This is a genomic window from Streptomyces hazeniae, from assembly GCF_031845485.1.
GTDB classification, from domain to species: domain Bacteria; phylum Actinomycetota; class Actinomycetes; order Streptomycetales; family Streptomycetaceae; genus Streptomyces; species Streptomyces hazeniae.
Genome location: NZ_JAVREQ010000006.1, coordinates 1 through 16,914, shown reverse-complemented (window position 1 = coordinate 16,914; position 16,914 = coordinate 1). Strand labels below are relative to the sequence as shown.

General features: G+C 74.1%; 13 protein-coding genes, 3 tRNA genes and 1 pseudogene. 10 read left to right on the top strand and 7 right to left on the bottom strand.

Going from position 1 to position 16,914, the window contains the following annotated elements:
- Positions 1-196: 196 nt before the first annotated feature.
- Both RM572_RS08780 and RM572_RS08775 read left to right on the top strand, forming a co-directional pair.
- Positions 197-1,924 carry a S1C family serine protease gene (locus tag RM572_RS08780; RefSeq protein ID WP_311672702.1) on the top strand — a complete coding sequence of 576 codons (1,728 nt, stop codon included), beginning with the start codon at positions 197-199 and terminating at the stop codon, positions 1,922-1,924.
- A 72-nt stretch (positions 1,925-1,996) separates the two neighbouring features.
- Positions 1,997-2,083 (top strand) — tRNA-Ser (locus RM572_RS08775).
- Positions 2,084-2,234: 151 nt separating this feature from the next.
- On the opposite strand, the gene RM572_RS08770 is transcribed toward RM572_RS08775, so the two are convergent.
- The 3 genes from RM572_RS08770 to RM572_RS08760 all read right to left on the bottom strand — a co-directional run bounded on the left by RM572_RS08770 (position 2,235) and on the right by RM572_RS08760 (position 4,451).
- Positions 2,235-2,831, bottom strand: a complete 597-nt coding sequence (locus RM572_RS08770; RefSeq protein ID WP_311672701.1) for a hypothetical protein — start codon at positions 2,829-2,831, stop codon at positions 2,235-2,237.
- Between the two features lie 266 nt (positions 2,832-3,097).
- Positions 3,098-3,439 (bottom strand): hypothetical protein, encoded by a 342-nt coding sequence (locus tag RM572_RS08765; protein WP_311672700.1) that lies wholly within the window; start codon positions 3,437-3,439, stop codon positions 3,098-3,100.
- A gap of 475 nt (positions 3,440-3,914) precedes the next feature.
- Positions 3,915-4,451, bottom strand: coding sequence for a hypothetical protein (locus RM572_RS08760; protein ID WP_311672699.1), 537 nt, complete (start codon positions 4,449-4,451; stop codon positions 3,915-3,917).
- 138 nt (positions 4,452-4,589) lie between these two features.
- On the opposite strand from RM572_RS08760, the gene ddaH reads away from it, so the two are divergent.
- From ddaH to RM572_RS08730, 6 genes are all read left to right on the top strand, one after another.
- On the top strand, positions 4,590-5,363 hold the full coding sequence (gene ddaH, locus RM572_RS08755; RefSeq protein ID WP_311672698.1) for a dimethylargininase: 774 nt from the start codon (positions 4,590-4,592) through the stop codon (positions 5,361-5,363).
- Positions 5,364-5,489: 126 nt separating this feature from the next.
- Positions 5,490-6,245, top strand: coding sequence for a YoaK family protein (locus tag RM572_RS08750; protein ID WP_311672697.1), 756 nt, complete (start codon positions 5,490-5,492; stop codon positions 6,243-6,245).
- 131 nt (positions 6,246-6,376) lie between these two features.
- Positions 6,377-6,598 carry a hypothetical protein gene (locus RM572_RS08745; protein ID WP_136183338.1) on the top strand — a complete coding sequence of 74 codons (222 nt, stop codon included), beginning with the start codon at positions 6,377-6,379 and terminating at the stop codon, positions 6,596-6,598.
- Between the two features lie 313 nt (positions 6,599-6,911).
- Positions 6,912-7,733, top strand: a complete 822-nt coding sequence (locus RM572_RS08740; protein ID WP_311672696.1) for a DUF1906 domain-containing protein — start codon at positions 6,912-6,914, stop codon at positions 7,731-7,733.
- A gap of 259 nt (positions 7,734-7,992) precedes the next feature.
- The gene (locus tag RM572_RS08735) at positions 7,993-8,637 is read left to right on the top strand and encodes a SigE family RNA polymerase sigma factor (protein ID WP_311672695.1); all 645 of its coding nucleotides are present in this window, start codon (positions 7,993-7,995) and stop codon (positions 8,635-8,637) included.
- Positions 8,638-8,759: 122 nt separating this feature from the next.
- Entirely contained in the window at positions 8,760-10,418 is a 1,659-nt protein-coding gene (locus RM572_RS08730) for a long-chain fatty acid--CoA ligase (RefSeq protein WP_311672694.1), read from the top strand.
- Between the two features lie 357 nt (positions 10,419-10,775).
- Here RM572_RS08730 and RM572_RS08725 read toward each other — a convergent pair whose 3' ends face one another.
- Positions 10,776-14,732, bottom strand: a complete 3,957-nt coding sequence (locus RM572_RS08725; RefSeq protein WP_311672693.1) for a PAS domain-containing protein — start codon at positions 14,730-14,732, stop codon at positions 10,776-10,778.
- Positions 14,733-14,953: 221 nt separating this feature from the next.
- Positions 14,954-15,490 (bottom strand): SSI family serine proteinase inhibitor, encoded by a 537-nt coding sequence (locus tag RM572_RS08720; protein WP_311672692.1) that lies wholly within the window; start codon positions 15,488-15,490, stop codon positions 14,954-14,956.
- A 321-nt stretch (positions 15,491-15,811) separates the two neighbouring features.
- Between RM572_RS08720 and RM572_RS08715 the strand changes: the two genes are divergently transcribed.
- Positions 15,812-15,902: transfer RNA gene (locus tag RM572_RS08715), tRNA-Ser, on the top strand.
- 207 nt (positions 15,903-16,109) lie between these two features.
- Positions 16,110-16,182, top strand: a tRNA-Arg gene (locus RM572_RS08710).
- 70 nt (positions 16,183-16,252) lie between these two features.
- Here RM572_RS08710 and RM572_RS08705 read toward each other — a convergent pair.
- Together RM572_RS08705 and RM572_RS08700 are read right to left on the bottom strand one after the other, a co-directional pair.
- Positions 16,253-16,810: a tyrosine-type recombinase/integrase gene (locus tag RM572_RS08705; RefSeq protein WP_311672691.1), complete on the bottom strand. Its 558-nt coding sequence runs from the start codon at positions 16,808-16,810 to the stop codon at positions 16,253-16,255.
- Positions 16,807-16,914, bottom strand: a pseudogene (locus RM572_RS08700) (IS5/IS1182 family transposase); the annotation flags it as partial. The gene RM572_RS08705 and the pseudogene RM572_RS08700, both read right to left, overlap by 4 nt.

Genomic DNA, 16,914 nt, shown 5'->3' with positions numbered 1-16,914 from the left:
GGATATCGTGCCACCGACCGTGCGCCGTCGGGCGGCGTCACCGCCCGAGGGGCCGGAAATGCCCGCTGTAAGTGTTGCGGACCGAGCCACAGGCCGCGATTTACGCCCCGCCTACGGCTCATGGGGGAGGCTTTCGGGGAAACCCGATGAACAGGAACGTCCGACTCGGCGATGTCGTGTACCTGAGGAGAGAGCTGTGAGCACCGAGAACGAGGGCGCCGCCGCCACGCCGGCGGAGGGGCCACCCACGCAGGACGCGCCCGCGCCCGGCACCCCGGCCGGTACCCCGGCGCCGGAGCCCTCGGCCGCCTCGGGTGCTTCCGCCGCCCCGGGCCGCGCTCCCGGCGAGGACGAGGACTTCGCGCTGGCCCGCCCCGACACCCCGGAGGCGCCCCCCGCCGGAACCGGCGCACCCGCCGAGCACACCACGCGCCTGCCGCGCATCGACCCCGACGCCCCTCCGCCGGCGTCGTCGGCCGCCCCCGCCCCCGGCGGCGCCCCGGCCGACCCGCTGTCCAAGGGCGCCCCGGCGCGCGACGCCGACACCACGCAGCTCCCGCCCGTCCCGCCCCACGCGGCTCCCCCGGCCGCGCCGGGCGCGCCGGGCGCCGGTGCACCCGCCGCACACGCCGCGGCCGGCCACGCCACCCCGCCTCCGCCGCCCCCGCCGGGCGGTGGCTACGGCGGCAGCACCCCGCCCGGTCCGCCCGGACCGGCAGGTTCCGGTTTCGGCGCGCACGGAGCCCACGGCGGGCCCGGCGGCCCGCAGGGCCCATGGGGAGCACCCCCGGCCCCGCCGCCGCACGGCGGCAAGCGACGCGGCCCCGGCCTGGTCATCGCCGCCGTGCTGGCCGCCGCGCTCGTCGCGGGCGGCATCGGCGGCGGCATCGGTTTCTGGGCGGCGGAGAGCAGCGACAGCTCCCCGTCCTCCACCACCATCTCCGCCGAGGCCGGCTCGGAGAGCCGCGACCCCGACTCCGTCGCGGGCATCGCCCAGAAGACGCTGCCCAGCGTCGTCACCATCGAGACCTCCGGCGGCGGCGAGAGCGGCACCGGAACCGGCTTCGTCTTCGACGAACAGGGCCACATCCTCACCAACAACCACGTCGTCGCCAGCGCCGCCGACGGCGGACGCCTCACCGCCACCTTCTCCGACGGCAAGCAGTACGACGCCGAGATCGTCGGCCGCGCGGAGGGCTACGACATCGCGGTGATCAAACTCGAGGACGCGGGCGACCGCGAGCTCAACCCGCTGCCGCTCGGCAACTCCGAGAAGATCAAGGTCGGCGACACCACCCTCGCCATCGGTGCCCCGTACGGCCTCTCCGGCACCGTCACCACCGGCATCGTCAGCGCCAAGAACCGCCCCGTCGCCTCCAGCGACGGCCAGGGCAGCGAAGCGTCCTACATGAACGCCCTCCAGACCGACGCCTCCATCAACCCCGGCAACTCCGGCGGCCCGCTCCTCGACGGCAACGGCGCCGTGATCGGCGTCAACTCCGCGATCCAGTCCGGCGGTGGCGGCGGCCTCGGCGGCGGCTCGGCCGGCAGTATCGGCCTCGGCTTCGCCATCCCGATCGACCAGGCCGAACGCGTCGCCACCCAGCTGATCGAGACCGGCGTCCCCGTCTACCCGGTCATCGGCGTCCGCGTCGCCACCGGCCAGCAGGGCCAGGGCGCCGTCATCGCCGAACGCGTCAGCGACGGCGAACCGGTCACCCCCGACGGCCCCGCCGACAAGGCCGGCATCGAACCGGGAGACGTGATCACCAAGTTCGACGACACCCGGATCGACAGCAGCCCGACCCTCATCGCGACCATCTGGGCGCACGAGCCGGGCGAGACCGTCGAGATCACCTACGTCCGCGACGGCGAACGGCAGACCACGGACATCACGCTCGGGTCCCGCAAGGGCGACAGCTGATCGTCCCGCCCACCCGCGCCCCGGCCCGAACGGCTACGCTGTCCCGGTGCCGACGCCCCGGCGTCGGCACCGGGAGGTGTGCCCGAGCGGCCTAAGGGAACGGTCTTGAAAACCGTCGTGGCAGCGATGTCACCGTGGGTTCAAATCCCACCGCCTCCGCCCACGTAGGCAGGCATGCAGGTCAGCAGGGGTGCCACCGGCCCGGTGGCACCCCTGCTGACCTGCATGCCTGCCTCACCTTGACCCGCCGGTGTCCCGCCTGCGACCAGTGCTTGTGGGCCAGCCACGGGCCAGGATGGGCGCAGTGAAACTAGTCCTGCTCCGCGCTCAGCAGCTGCTGTCGGCGAACTCTCATCCACTCAGGCTCTCTCCGGACGGGACGCCCCAGGTAGAGACGGCGCAGGCGTCTCCGGGTCGTGGGCCGCAGCGCTGGCCCCCAGGGACTCAGCTCGCGTCGCATTGCCAGGAGACACGCCTCGAACTCCTGATGGTTGTCGTAGGGGTAGTACGCCGCCCCGGGCATGGCCCCGTCGTCGCTGACTGGGGTCGTACGCCACGCTTCCTCGCGGTGGTTGCCGCCCTGGTGGCGTGTGCGCGCGAATAAGCGCGCGTACGCCTCTCCTACGACGGACGAGTCCATGGTCAGACGGTTTTGGTGGTACTTGAGTCTCGCAAAGACCTCGCTCAGCCTCTGAGCTAGCGTCGCACGCACCTCTTCATCGGACCCCGGCCTGTGCCTTATGACGTACGGCATCTCTTCGTAGTCGTGGATCGCCTGCAGAGCATCTGCGTACAGCTGAGCCTTCATCTCACGACGTTGAATGTACTGGTTCACCCAGTAGCCCAGCAGAGCCACGGAAGCAGTGATGACGCCGACCATGAGCGTTATGTGGCTTCCCCTGTCCATGATGTCGACGGGCGGCGCCCCTCACCTCCATCGTCGTGGTTGTTGAGTCGGCACCATGGTCTGGGGGCAGGGTGATTTCTCGTAAGACGAAGATCGGCCACATGGCCTCTTGTCAGGATTGACTCAATTCCTTATCGAACCAGGTCGTTCGTCCGATCCTGGAGGCCGTGCAGCACCTTGGCGTACGCCCGGTAAAGGACTTCCACGCTCTGCCCTGCCCGCCGGGCCATCTCGGTGGGTGGGACGCCGGCGTGCAGCCACAGGCGTCATCCCAGATGGCGCCAGTCGTCGGCGAGGGCTCGCGCCGAGTTGAGGGTCTGCGTCAACTCCCGTGCGAAGCAGGCAGGTTCGCGTTTCATCACCCGGGGCTCGAAGCCGAGGATCACCTCCGCGTCGGGGTTGTCCTCGACGGCGAACCGGACCCTCGAGCCGAGGGACGCGGGGAAGGCTGTGGTGGCCTCGAAGGGGTGGAGCAGCCCCGGGTACACGCGGTCGGCGGCCCTCCCCGCCCACCGCCGGTGGCGCCCGGTGAGGAGAGCGCAGGCCTTCGCGATCAGGGCGAGCAGCAGCGCCGGCCCCAGGGTCGCTCCGGTGAACCGACGTCGCATGCCCCACCCCGTTCGTCGTCCGTCGCTGCAGCGTAGGTCCGCGGCGCGGGGAGCGCATGAGTGCGGGTACTCGGTCCGGCACGTCAAGCGTGCCGGACGCGCGTGTCACGAGGTGGAGTGGCCGCCCGGCCCGTCAGGGGGCGTTTCACTTGCGACGGCGCCGCCTGGACGACGTGATGGCGATAGCGATGATCATGGCGACGACGATCGGGATGATGATGTCCATCAGTCGGCTCCTCGGGGGCGACGGCCGGGCGGTGAGCGCCTGGCCGTGGGGTCGGTCTTGTCAGGTCCGGCGCGGAAACGGAGTTCGGTTCGGCACCTGTGCGGTGAGGTACCCCGGGGCCGCGCCGGTGAACGCCGCCGGAAGTCGCAACCGCGTGCCTACGAAAGCACTATGGACGACCGCCGGAAGTCGCGCGTTGTGCTGCGGCCTGGGCGTGCGGTGGCCGCGCTGCGCCGTCGCGAGGGGACGTCAGGTGTAGAGGGTGAGGTCGAAGAGGTCGTAGCCGCGGGAGGCGGGCCAGGACATGAGGAGGACGCAGAGGAGGAGCGGGAGGCCGGCCGCGACGCCGAAGGCGCGGCCGCGCCACGGGCGGAGCCAGAGCAGGGCGACGGCGAGGGTCTGGAGGACGGCGACGCCCAGCCAGTACTGGACGTAGCCGAGGCCGCCCTCGGCGCGCATGCGCTCGGTGATGAAGCCGGGGGCGGCTCCGGTGCCGTCGAGGAGGGCGAGGAGTGTGCCGCCGAGGACGAACGGCACGAGGACGGTGACGCACAGCCCTGTCAGCCAGAGGAAGAGGCCGATGTCGCCGGAGCGCCCGCCGGGGGAGGGCCGTCGGCGCGGGCCCGGGTGCGTTCCGGGGATCGGGGCGAAGGGGACGGGGCCGCGTGGGGGTGCCGGGGTCGTCTCGCGGTTCGGCAGGCGTTTCACGCCGGAGACGATGAGCGCCCAGAGGGCACTGCTCAGCAGGCTGAGCAGAACCGACAGGACGGCGGCGCCCAAGGTCATGGACTCCCCCTCGTCGTCGGGAATCCGGCATGGGGGAGTCGGGCGGGACCGCCGGGGTACTCAATCTGCCCTGGCCGGAAGGCGGTCAAACGGCCGCCGGGCAGGTGCGTGCAGGGGCGACGAACGGAGGCGAGTGCGGTGCAGGGGAAGGCGTTGGTACGGCGGCCGAGCGGACGTGTGGCGGAAGGGATCGTCACGCATCTCGAGCGCACGCCCGTGGATGCGGAACGGGCGGTGCGCCAGTGGGAGGGGTACGTCGCGGCGCTGCGGGAGAACGGCTGGGAGACGGTCGAGGTGCCTCCGGAGGAGGAGGCGCCGGACGGGGTGTTCGTGGAGGACGCCGTGGTCGTCTACCGGGACGTGGCGCTGCTCGCGCGTTCGGGAGCGGAGGAACGGCGTCGTGAGGTGCCGGGCTGCGAGGCGGTCGTCCGCGAACTGGGGTACGAGGTACGGCGGGTGGAGGAGCCGGGGACGCTGGACGGCGGGGACGTGCTGAAGGTGGGCGACACCGTCTACGTCGGCCAGGGCGGCCGTACGAACGCCGAGGGTCTGCGGCAGCTGCGGGCGGCGTTCGAGCCGGCGGGCGCGCAGGTGTTCGGGGTGCCGGTGACGAGCGTGCTGCACCTGAAGTCGGCGGTGACGGCGCTGCCGGACGGCACGGTGATCGGGTACCCGGAGGCGGTGGACGCGCCGTCGGCGTTCCCGCGGTTCCGTGGGGTGCCGGAGCCGGAGGGGGCGCACGTGGTGCTGCTGGGCGGCAGCCGGCTGCTGATGTCGGCCGGTGCGCCGCGCAGTGCGGAACTCTTCGCGGAGATGGGGTACCAGCCGGTGCCGGTGGACATCGGGGAGTTCGAGAAGCTGGAGGGGTGCGTGACGTGCCTGTCGGTGCGGCTGCGGGAGGTCGGGCCCTGACTCCGGCCGCGCCGATGGTGAAGCCGCCCGCCGCGTGAGACCCCGGCCGTGCCGGCGGGACCGTGACGGCACGGCCGTCCGTGCCGTTGCACCGGCAGGTGTCGGTGTCGAGGGAAGGCGGACGGGGTGGACGTGGAGCGGTCCCCGCGGGAGATCGCCGGGCTGATGGTGCTGACGTTCACCTCGGGGATGGTGGACGCGGTCGGCTTCATCGCGCTGGGGCGCGTCTTCTGCGCGCTCGCGACGGGGAACGTGCTGTTCCTCGGCCTGGCGGTGGCCGGTGAACCGCAGTTGGCGGTGAGCAACACGGCGACGGCGCTGGCGTCGTTCGCGACCGGGCTGGGCCTGGGGCACTGGCTGCTGAGCGGAATGGAGCGGCGCGGTCGCCGGTGGTTCCGCGGTGCGATCGGCGCGGAGGCGGTGGCGCTGACCGCGGCGTCGGCGCTCTCGTGGGGGCTGGTGGCCGAGGAGTCGGCGCAGCTGTCGGGCCGGCACTACGCGGTGGTGGCGCTGCTGGCGCTGGCCATGGGGGCGCGTGCGGCCACGGCGCAGCGGGTCGCCGTGCCGGGGATGTCGACGATCCTCGTCACCACCGCGCTGGCGCTGCTGTTCGGCCGTGCGCGCACGGCCGGTCCGGGTGCCACGCCGACGGTGCATCGCTGGCGTTACCTGTGTGCGGTGCTGAGCATCTTCGCGGGCGCGGCCTCGGGGACGCTGCTGCTGCACGTCGGGGTGACGGCACCGCTGCTGGTGGCGGCGGTGCTGGCGGTGGCGGTCAGCCTGTTCGGCGGGCCGGGCACGGGCCCCGGGCCCGGGCGCGCGCCGGAGGGGGGCCCGGGCGCCGGAGCCGCCCCGGGCCCCGACCGTGCGCGGGGCGCTTAGGGGTTTATCGGCGGATCGTCATTCTTGCGGGGGAATCGGCTGGTCGGGTGGGTTCGTGGGGTGTCGCACGGGCAGCATCGGGGCGCGACGTCGCAGTCCACCGAGACACCGGTTCCTGGGAGGGAACAGACATGGCACGAATCCGTACCGCCCGCCTCATCGCCGCCGCGGCCTCCCTGCCGCTCGCGGTCGCCCTGATGGGCGGTGTGGCACAGGCCGACAACGGTGCGAACACGATCGTCAACACGCAGGTCGGTTCGGGCAACCAGGCCAACAACGCCGGGGTGAACGGCCTCGGGCCGACCTGGATCGACCAGGACAACGTGTCCATCAACTTCTCCGAGCTCTGGTAGGCCCGGGGCCGGGAGGCCGGGTGCACCGCACCACCGCACCGGGGCCTTCCGGGGAGTGAAGGGGTAGTCGTCCGCCGCGCCCGCACCGTCGTGCACAAGACGGTGCGGGCGCGCGGACGTTCGTGCGCGTTCGCTCCGTGCGGGCGGGCGAGCTGGCGACGGACGTGCGGGCGGACGCGGAGCGCGTGCGCGCCGGGGCGGGCGGTTGCTGCGATCGGATGAAGTATGCGGTGCCGTGAGCAGGTGCTCGGCATGTCGTGGGCCCCGCCGGGTGGTCCGGTCGTTCACTCGCCTCATGCGGCACAAAAAGCACATGATGCGACGATTCGTTGTCTTCTTCTCCGCGTTCGCCTCCCTGCTGGTCGTCGGCCCGACGACACCGGCGCACGCGGACCAGGACCCGCGCCTCGGCGGCGCGCAGATCTTCACCGGGCGCGGCTTCGACACGTGCCAGGCGCCGTCCCTCGGCACCATGGCGGCCTGGACCGACTCGCCGTACCGGGCCGTCGGCGTCTACATCGGGGGCCGCGGCCGTGCCTGTCCGGACCAGCACCACCTCACCCCGGACTGGGTGCGGGGCGTGACGGACATGGGCTGGAACCTGCTCCCGCTGTACGTCGGCTCGCAGTCGCCGTGCGTGCACTCCGACCGCAAGCGCCGCTACGCCATCGACCCCGACCGTGCGTGGCGCATGGGTGTCGCGGAGGGCCGGGACGCCGTACGGCAGGCCGAGGAGCTGGGCATGCTGCCCGCGAGCCCGCTCTACCTCGACATGGAGGCGTACGACCGCAAGGACGCCCGCTGCGCCGACGTCACCCTCACCTTCGTGCAGGGCTGGAACCGCGAGGTGAGCCGGCACGGCTACCTGCCCGGCTTCTACAGCTCGGCCGGATCCGGCGTGACGCACCTCCAGCAGGCACGCGACGCGGGCGAGCGGGACCTGCCCGAGGTGATGTGGTTCGCCCGCTGGAACGACCGCCCCGACGTCGCCCGCGAGCCCACGCTGTCCGCCGGCGACTGGCAGCCGCACCGTCGCATCCACCAGTACCGCGGCAACGTGAAGGAGACGCACGGCGGCCGCACGGTCAACATCGACCGCAACCTGGTCGACGCGCCGGTCGCCGTGATCGGCTAGCGTCGGCGGTCCCGCGCACCGGCGCTGCTGCGCCCGCGATCTCCCGCCCGCCGGGCGGCCCCGGCGGGCCGCCCGGCGGACGCCGTACCGGAGCTCGCACGGACACGGCGGCACCACCCGGCGGGTGGAACCCTGACGCGCGGCGGAGCGCCCTCCACCCCGGGGAGTGCTGCGGCCGCGCGGCGTACTCCCTGAGGGGGAGGGCGCTTCGGGACTTCCGGGCGATCCCCCGGCGCCGCCCCACTCCTAGCGTGGAGCCATGACCACGCCTGGGACCGTCCGGAGCGCGAGGCGCCCCGGCTCCGCCGCCGCCACGACCGGGACGCCGCCGACGTTCACGTCGTACGTGCGCAGCCGCGGTCCGGTGCTGCTGCGCACCGCGCGCTCGCTGACCTCCGACCCCTGCGACGCGGAGGACCTGCTCCAGACCGCGCTGACCAAGACCTATCTGGCGTGGGACCGCATCGAGGACCACCGTGCGCTGGACGGCTACGTGCGGCGCGCCCTGGTCAACACCCGCACCTCCGAGTGGCGCAAGCGCCGGGTCGAGACGTTCGCCGTCGACGAGCTGCCCGAGCCGGAGCCCGTGCCCGGCCCCGACCCTGCCGAACAGCAGGCCGTCCGCGACGCGATGTGGCGCGCGGTGTGCGCGCTGCCCGCCCGTCAGCGCGCGATGGTCGTGCTGCGCTACTACGAGGACCTGAGCGAGGCGCAGACCGCCCGCGTGCTCGGGGTGTCGGTCGGCACGGTCAAGAGCGCGGTGTCCCGCGCCCTGGCCAAACTCCGCGAGGACCCCCGGCTCGCCGCCGACATCCACGGCGAGCCCTCCCCGACCCCGGCCGCGACCCCGACCTCGGCGGCGGTCCCGATCCCGTCCCCGGCCACGGAGCGCGCCGCGGCCTGACCGGTGCCGGCCCCCGGCGGGGGCCGGCGGCAGGAAGCGGGGTGGCGGGGGGTCGACATACCGAACGGTATGCGGCCAGAATCGCAGCACCATTACCCGGCCGTAACTCGGGGAGGCACCCGGTGCTGAGCACGATGCAGGACGTACCGCTGACCGTCACGCGCATCCTGCGCCACGGCGCGACCGTCCACGGAAGGTCTGAAGTCGTCACGTGGACCGGGGAGGGCGAGCCGCACCGGCGGTCGTTCGCCGAGATCGGGGAGCGGAGCGCGCAGCTGGCGCACGCGCTGCGGGACGACCTGGGCGTCGGCCGCGGGGACCGCGTGGCCACGCTCATGTGGAACAACGCCGAGCACGTCGAGGCGTACTTCGCCGCCCCCTGCATGGGCGCCGTGCTGCACACGCTGAACCTGCGCCTGCCCTCCGAGCAGCTGGTGTGGATCGTCGGGCACGCGGCCGACCGGGTCGTGCTGGTGAACGGCACGCTGCTGCCGCTGCTCGCCCCGCTGCTGCCGCGGCTGGAGACCGTCGAGCACGTGGTCGTCGTCGGCCCCGGCGACACGTCCGTGCTGGACGGCTGCCGGCCGGCCGTGCACGCGTACGAGGACCTGCTCGCCGGCAAGCCGACCACGTACGACTGGCCGGAGCTGGACGAGCGTGAGGCCGCCGCGATGTGCTACACGTCGGGCACCACCGGGGACCCGAAGGGCGTCGTCTACTCGCACCGTTCCATCTACCTGCACGCGATGCAGGTCAACCTCGCGGAGTCGATGGGCCTCACGGACGCCGACATCACGCTGCCGGTGGTGCCGATGTTCCACGTGAACGCGTGGGGGCTGCCGCACGCGGTGTTCATGACCGGCGTCGGCATGCTGATGCCCGACCGCTTCCTCCAGCCCGCGCCGCTCGCGGAGATGATCGAGACCGTACGGCCCACGCACGCTGCGGCGGTGCCGACGATCTGGCAGGGGCTGCTCGCGGAACTCGCCCAGAAGGCGCGTGACATCACCTCGCTCCGGACCGTCACCATCGGCGGCTCGGCCTGCCCGCCCGCGATGATGCGCGCCTTCGAGGACCAGTACGGCATCCGCGTCTGCCACGCCTGGGGCATGACGGAGACCTCGCCGCTGGGCAGTCTCGCCCACCCGCCGGGCGGGCTGACGCCCGAGGAGGAGTGGCCATACCGCATCTCGCAGGGCCGCTTCCCGGCCGGCGTCGAGGCACGACTGGTGGGTCCCGACGGCGACTTCAAGCCGTGGGACGGCGAGTCGGCCGGTGAGCTGGAGGTGCGCGGGCCGTGGATCGCCGGGGCGTACTACGGGGGCGCGGACGGCGAGCCCGAGCGCCCCGAGGACAAGTTCAGCCCCGACGGGTGGCTGCGCACCGGTGACGTCGGGGTGATCACGCCCGACGGCTACCTGACGCTGACCGACCGGGCGAAGGACGTCATCAAGTCGGGTGGCGAATGGATCTCCTCCGTGGAGCTGGAGAACCACCTGATGGCGCACGACGCGGTCGCCGAGGCGGCGGTCGTGGCCGTGCCGGACGAACGGTGGGGCGAACGCCCGCTGGCCGTGGTGGTGCTCGCGGAGGGCGGCGCGGACGTGACGTACGAGGAGCTGCGGGCGTTCCTCGCGGACCGGATCGCGCGGTGGCAGCTGCCGGAGCGGTGGACGCAGATCGGCGAGGTGCCGAAGACGAGCGTGGGGAAGTTCGACAAGAAGGTGCTGCGCGCGCAGTACGCGGCGCGCGAGCTGGAGATCACGACGGTCGGCGGGTAGGCGCGCGGACGCGCGCTGCGCTGGTGGAGGTGCGGCGGGCGTGGTGCGTCGGGCGGGGTCCTCGCGCCGGGGACCCCGTCGCCTCGTGGCCGCCCGCCGCCCGCCGCCCGCCGCCCGCCGCCCGCCGCCCCGCCGTCAGCGGCGAGGGCGTGGGTGGCGCGCACCCACTCCTCGGCGCCACGGCGATGCCGTCGGCGCCGGTTCCGGGAGGCCGCGTGCGCCGATGCCCGGTGACGGCAGGTGCTGTGACGTGGGCTGCGGCGACGCACGCGCCGCAGCCCACGCGAGAGAGGGTGCCCGAAGCCGCGCGAGCCGTGCGGGCGCTGTCGGTCGCCGGAGCGCCGCCCCCGGCAGGAATCAGTGGGCGCCGATCTTGGTGAGGAGGTCGACGATGCGGGACTGGACCTCGTCGCTGGTGGAGCGTTCGGCGAGGAACAGCAGGTTCTCGCCGGAGGCGAGGTGCGGCAGTCCCGCCGGGGTGATCCCCGCCGAGGTGTAGACGACGAACGGGGTGCGGTGCAGCAGCCCGCTCACCCGCAGCCAGTCGATGATCCCGGCCCGCCGGCGACGCACCTGCATCAGGTCCATCACCACGAGGTTGGGCTGCATCTGCGCCGCGACGTTGACCGCGTCCGCGTCCGAGGGGGCGTGCGCGATCTGCATGCCGCGCCGTTCCAGGGACTGCGCGAGCGCGCGCGCGACGACCTCGTTCTCCTCCACGAGCAGTACCCGGGGCGGGTGCTGCTCGCTGTCGCGCGGGGCGAGCGCCTTGAGCAGCACGGCCGGGTCGGCGCCGTACGCCGCGTCGCGGGTCGCCTGGCCGAGCCCCGCGGTCACGAGCACGGGCACTTCGGCGGCGACGGCGGCCTGCCGCAACGACTGGAGCGCCGTGCGCGTGATGGGACCGGTGAGGGGATCGACGAACAGTGCGGCGGGGTAGGCCGCGATCTGGGCGTCCACCTCCTCGCGGGAGTTGACGATGACCGGCCGGTAGCCGCGGTCCGACAGCGCCTGCTGCGTGGAGACGTCGGGCTCGGGCCAGACCAGCAGCCGCCGCGGGTTGTCCAGCGGTTCGGGCGGCAGCTCGTCGTCGACGGCCCGCAGCGGCATCGTCATGCCGCCGCCGTCGGTGATCTCGACGGCGCCGTTCGGGCCGTCCAGCGGTTCGGGACCCTCGGCGGCACCTGCTTCCGGTGCTCCTATGGCGAACTCGCGTCCCTGCCCCTGGGGCCGGCCGGCCTGACCGGGTGCCGCGTCGCCCTCGCGGGTGGCCAGTTTGCGCCGCCTCCCGGAGCCCGTCGCCTGCGCGGGAGTGGAGGGAGTGGAGGGGGTGGACGGGATGGCCGGGGCGGGAGACGGCGGCGCCTCGGCGTGGCCTGCGGCCTGCCCGTTTCCGTGCTCCGCGATGCGCCGGGCGAACGGCACCCCCTGCCCGAGGGTGCGCACGCTGATGCCGCCGCCGGTCTGCTCGGCCGCGTGGGCGTCCTGGCCGCCGCCGGGCATGGGGAGGCCGGGCCGGCGGACCGGGCGGTTCGCCGCCTCGGGGGTGTGGCCGCCGCCCAGTATCGGGCTGGCCGCGACCCGGGAGTGGTCGGCGCGCTGCCCGGCCTGTGCCTCCTCCGCGGCCGGATCCGCGGCCGGTGCCCGCCCCGCTGCGGCGGAGGCGGGGTCGGCGACGGCGCCGGGACCGTTGCCGGGAGGGTGGAAGCCGTTGCCGGTGCCCGTGCCGTTCGACGTGGGCTGGGCGGGGGCGCGGTCCGCCTCGGCAGGCGGCAGCGCGAACGGCTCGTGCGAGGGCGCCTGCCCCGCGGCCTGCTCCGCGGCGCGTGCGCGGGCCGCGGCCAGGCGGCGGGCGCGGCGGCCGCCTTCGGCGGCGCCGGCCGGCACGTGCTCCGGCAGGGCCTCCTCCGGTACCTGGGGAGCCGGCTCGCCACCGGGCCCGGACGCGGGAGGTGCGGCGCGGCGCCCGCGGCGCCCGGTGCCGGGCGGGATCTGGTGCGGGACGGTGCCGCCGTCTGCTGCGGCCGTCTGCTGCGACGGGGCGGGGGAGGGCGCGGCAGGGGGGAGGGCCGGCATGCCTCCCGGCGCCCGCTGACCCGCCGGTACGTGCGTCGCCGCGGCAGCCTCGTTGCCGTCCCCGGACGGGGTGGCCAGCGTGCGGCGGGCGCGGCGGCCGGTGCCCTGCGGGGGCGTGCCGCCCGCCTGCCCGCCCGCCTGCCCGCCGGCCTGTCCGCCGCCCGGCGGCTGCGCCGGTGCGGGACCTGCGGGCCCGGGCAGCGCGGGTAGCGCGCCGGCCGGAGACGGGCCTGCGGGCGCCGGGGGCGCCGGGGCGCCGGACGGCTGTTGATGGGTCTCGGGGTGGTCGGCGCGTGCGCGCCGGCGGCGTCCGGTGGGCGCCGGGCCCTCTCCCCCGGGTGGGGTCCCGCCCTGTTGCTCCGGAACGTAGGGGCCGCCCTGCGCGGGGACGCCGCTCCGCTCCGCCGCGGGCGCCGTCTGCGGCGGCTCGGGGGCACGGGCGGCCGGTACCGCGGCGTGCGGCGCCGCCTCGGTGCCGCGCATGGGCTGGGCCGGGACGGGCATCACGGTGGTCTCGTTGTCCGTCTGCCCGGTCTGTGTCACGCCGCTCGCGGCCGCCCCGTCGGTCCCCGCACCCGGGACCCCCGCACCGGCCGTGCCCGGGGCACCGGCCGCGCCGGCACCGAGTGCTCCGGCGGTGCCGAACCCGGCGCCGGCCGAACCGTCCGAGCCGCCCGAGCCGTCCGTACCCGTGTCCGTGTCCGTGCTCGCGCCGGCGCCGGCCGCTCCGGTGCCGCCGGTGGCCGCGCACGGCACCTCCAGCACGTACGCGCTGCCGCCCGCGCCCGGCACCTCGTGCGTCTGCAGCACGCCGCCGTGCCGCCGCACGATCCCGCTGACGACGGGCTGATGCACCGGGCTGCCGCCCGGGTGCGGTCCGCGCACCTCGATGCGCACGACCTCGCCGCGCTGTGCGGCCGCGACCACGATCGTGGAGTCGCCGGTCGGCGGCGTCAGCGACTGGTTGCCGGTGGCGTCCACCCCGGCCACGTCCGCGATCAGGTGCGCCAGTGCGGTGGAGAGCCGCGCCGCATCGACCTCGGCCTCGATCGGCGGGGCGTGCACGGCGAACTGCGCGCGCCCCGGGCCGATCAGCTCGACCGCGCCGTCCACGCCCGCGGCCACGACGGTGTCCAGCGAGACGCGTGCCGTGCTCAGCTTCTCCCTGCCGGTCTGCAGGCGCTGGAACGCGAGCACGTTGTCGACCAGCGTGGTCATGCGCGCGTAGCCGGCGGAGAGGTGGTGCAGGATCTGGTTGGCCTCCGGCCACAGCTGGCCGGCGGGGTCGGCGGCGAGGCCGCCGAGTTCGTCGCGAAGCTGGTCGAGCGGCCCGCGCAGCGCCTCGTCGAGCACGGCGCGCAGCTGCTCGTGCCGCTCCCGCAGGGCGACGTACGGGCGCCGGTCGGTGAAGGTCAGCACCGCGCCGACGAGCTGGTCGCCGTCGCGTACGGGCGCCGTCGTCATGTCGACGGGCACCGGGCTGCCGTCCTTCGCCCAGAGCACCTGCGCCGCGCGGACGCGGTGCTTGCGGCCGGAGCGCAGCGTGTCGGCGAGCGGGGTCTCCTCGTAGGGCAGCGTCGAGCCGTCCGGGCGGGAGTGGTGCACCAGGGGGTGGAGTTCGTGGCCGCCGAGGTCGCCCGCGCGGTAGCCGAGGATCTGCGCGGCCGCCGGGTTGACCAGGACGACACGGCCCGAGGTGTCCACGCCGACGACGCCCTCGGAGGCGGCGCGCAGGATCATCTCGGTCTGCCGCTGCTGCCGGGCGAGCTCGGCCTCGGTGTCCAGGGTGCCGGTGAGGTCGCGGACGACGAGCATCAGCAGTTCGTCGCCGGTGTAGTGCGCGTTGCGCCCGCCGCCGGTGCCGTGGTCGGACCAGGCGGCCTCGAAGGAGGAGGCGTAGGTGCTGCGGCCGTCCTCCAGGTTGGCGCTGGTCACCTCGACCGGGAACTCGCTGCCGTCGGTGCGGCGCGCGGTCATGCGCGTCGGCTTGGTCCGGGCCTCGCCCTCGTCCTCGCCCGGCCGGCGCATCGATCCGGGGATGCGGTTGGGGTCGAACTCCGGGAGGAGGTCGAGCAGCCCGCGGCCCACCAGTGCCGTCCCCGGGGCCTCCAGGGCCTCCAGGGCGATCTTGTTCGCGTTGACGACGGTGCCGTTGCAGTTCACCAGGAGCAGTGCATCGGGCAGCGCGTCGAGTATGGCGGCGAGACGAGCAGCGCCTCGGGGTGGCCTGCTGCTCACGACGGTGCTTCCTCCCTGTTGCCGCTGGTACCGGAGGCGGGGCCGAACGGCCCGCTCGAGGCCGTCAGTCTGCCCGCAGTCCCCGGGGCGTCACTAGAGGCAGAGTCTACGGGGACCGGCGCCCCCTCAGGCGGCGGATGCGCGGGGGCGCCGGGTGGGAAGCGTGAGCGTGAGGTCAACACCTTCCGGTGAAACCCCAGTTGGGGCGGTGGGCCGGGTGGTCAGTTCAGCGCGGGAAGGACGGGGACGAGCCGGTCCCAGCGGGACATCTCACATCCGTTGCTGCGGTCGAACCGGGCATCCACCGGCTTACCGTGCCAAACGCCCTTGATCCGGGCGTGGGCGGGGCCGCCGTGCACCATCGTGCACACCGCCTCGGACGGTACGGGTGCGAACGGCCCGGCGGCCGGTGCGCGGAGGGCGCGCTGTGTGTCGCCCGACCGGCCGACCGGGCCCTCCGGGTCGCGGCCGGCCGTACGCGCGGCGGAGACCGCGGCGTCCAGCGCCTCGCAGGCGGCCTGCGCCCGGGGGTGGGTGCCGCCAGCGGGGTGGCAGAAGAGGGAGCGCGTGCCGTCGTGCCGCGCGTCGCCGGTGCCGGAGACGGTGATGCTCAGGTAGTCGGCCTGTGCCGGGGGCATGGTCGAGAAGCCGGTCTCCTGCGGCGCGGCGGCGGAGGCGGCTCCCGCTCCGAGCAGGGTGGCCAGTACGGCCGCGGCGCCGGCGAGCGCGGCCAGGGTGGGGGCGGTACGGCGAGGCATGGCGGAACTCCCGGGGCGTGCGTGCGCGCACGCGGGTGCGTGCGCGGGGCGGGCGGAGGGACGGCTCGGGCGTGCCGGGAGCCGGAGCACCCGTCGGCCGGACCGCCATGTCCGTCTCTTCCCGGTTCAACGCGGATCGCGGCGTCGAGTGGCGGCATCTCGCTCAGGTGGCGGGCAACGCCACGCTCCGACCTGGGGCAAGGGCTTTGCCCGGCAGCCCCCGGGCCTAGTAACGTGGAGGGCGATTGGTGAGCGCGGCCCCGGCTGTGTCATCATCTGCACGCATACCCCGACCGCCGTGTGTGGGTCACGGGTGTGTCTGGAGGCTTCGCCTAGTCTGGTCTATGGCGCCGCACTGCTAATGCGGTTTGGGTCTTAAAGCCCATCGAGGGTTCAAATCCCTCAGCCTCCGCTCGATCCGCAGCGATCACGAAGAGCCCCGGCCGACCGCCGGGGCTTCTGCGTTTCCGGGGCCCTGGGTGAACGGCGCCCGAGTGGTGCCCTGGAAGGCCGTTTTCGCAGGTCGAAAGGGGTGCGGTAATCGGATTTCGCCTGGCGGCGCCGGTCATGTAATGTTGTCCCCGCAACGCCGACCGGCACGGAAGAGGCCGGACGTCAAGCGCTCGTAGCTTAACGGATAGAGCATCTGACTACGGATCAGAAGGTTGCAGGTTCGAATCCTGCCGAGCGCGCACAGGCCAGAAGCCCCCTGCGGAATCCGCAGGGGGCTTCTGGCATCAGCGGGTGACATCAGTGCACCGCTCAGACGACCGCCGGGCCCCCCGTCGGGCCGCCTTCGTCGTCACCCCCGAGCGCATCGTTCTTCTGATCCGCCGCTGCGGTGAGGGTCGTCTCCCTCACGTGCGCGTAGGTGTCGAGCGTCATGGTGGTGGTACTGCGGCCCAGCGTCTCCATGATCGTCCACGCGTCCACTCCCTGCGCGAGCAGAAGCGACCCGCAGGTGTGCCGGAGGTCGTGCACCCGAACGCGTCGCACCTCGGCATTCCGGCAGAGCACGGTGAGCATCCGGTGGAGGCGCCCCGGATCGGTCGGCCGGCGAGTTGGTCGCCGGGCGCAAGCGGGTGCGCTACCTGGGTGGCGAACCGTCCGATGAGGCCCGGCCGGCACGTCGAAGGCGCCACCTCCGCAGTGGAGATGGCCTTCTCCCGTCTCGCGATCTCTCACGCGGCCCGCACGGAACCCTGCGAACGGGAAGGGGGGTTCGGCGGTTCGTGAGGTGCTGCCAGCGGCAGAGCGGCGACCGGCGGGCGAACGGGCGGGGGCGCGCTCCGCCCGGCTAGGGTCTGTCCGGCGGATCATGGTCGGAGCCACAATCGGATGGCTGCGGCTGTGACGGTGCCGTGGAAGACGTAGGCCCTCTTGTCGTAGCGGGTGGCGACGGCTCGGGAGTTCTTGAGCCTGTT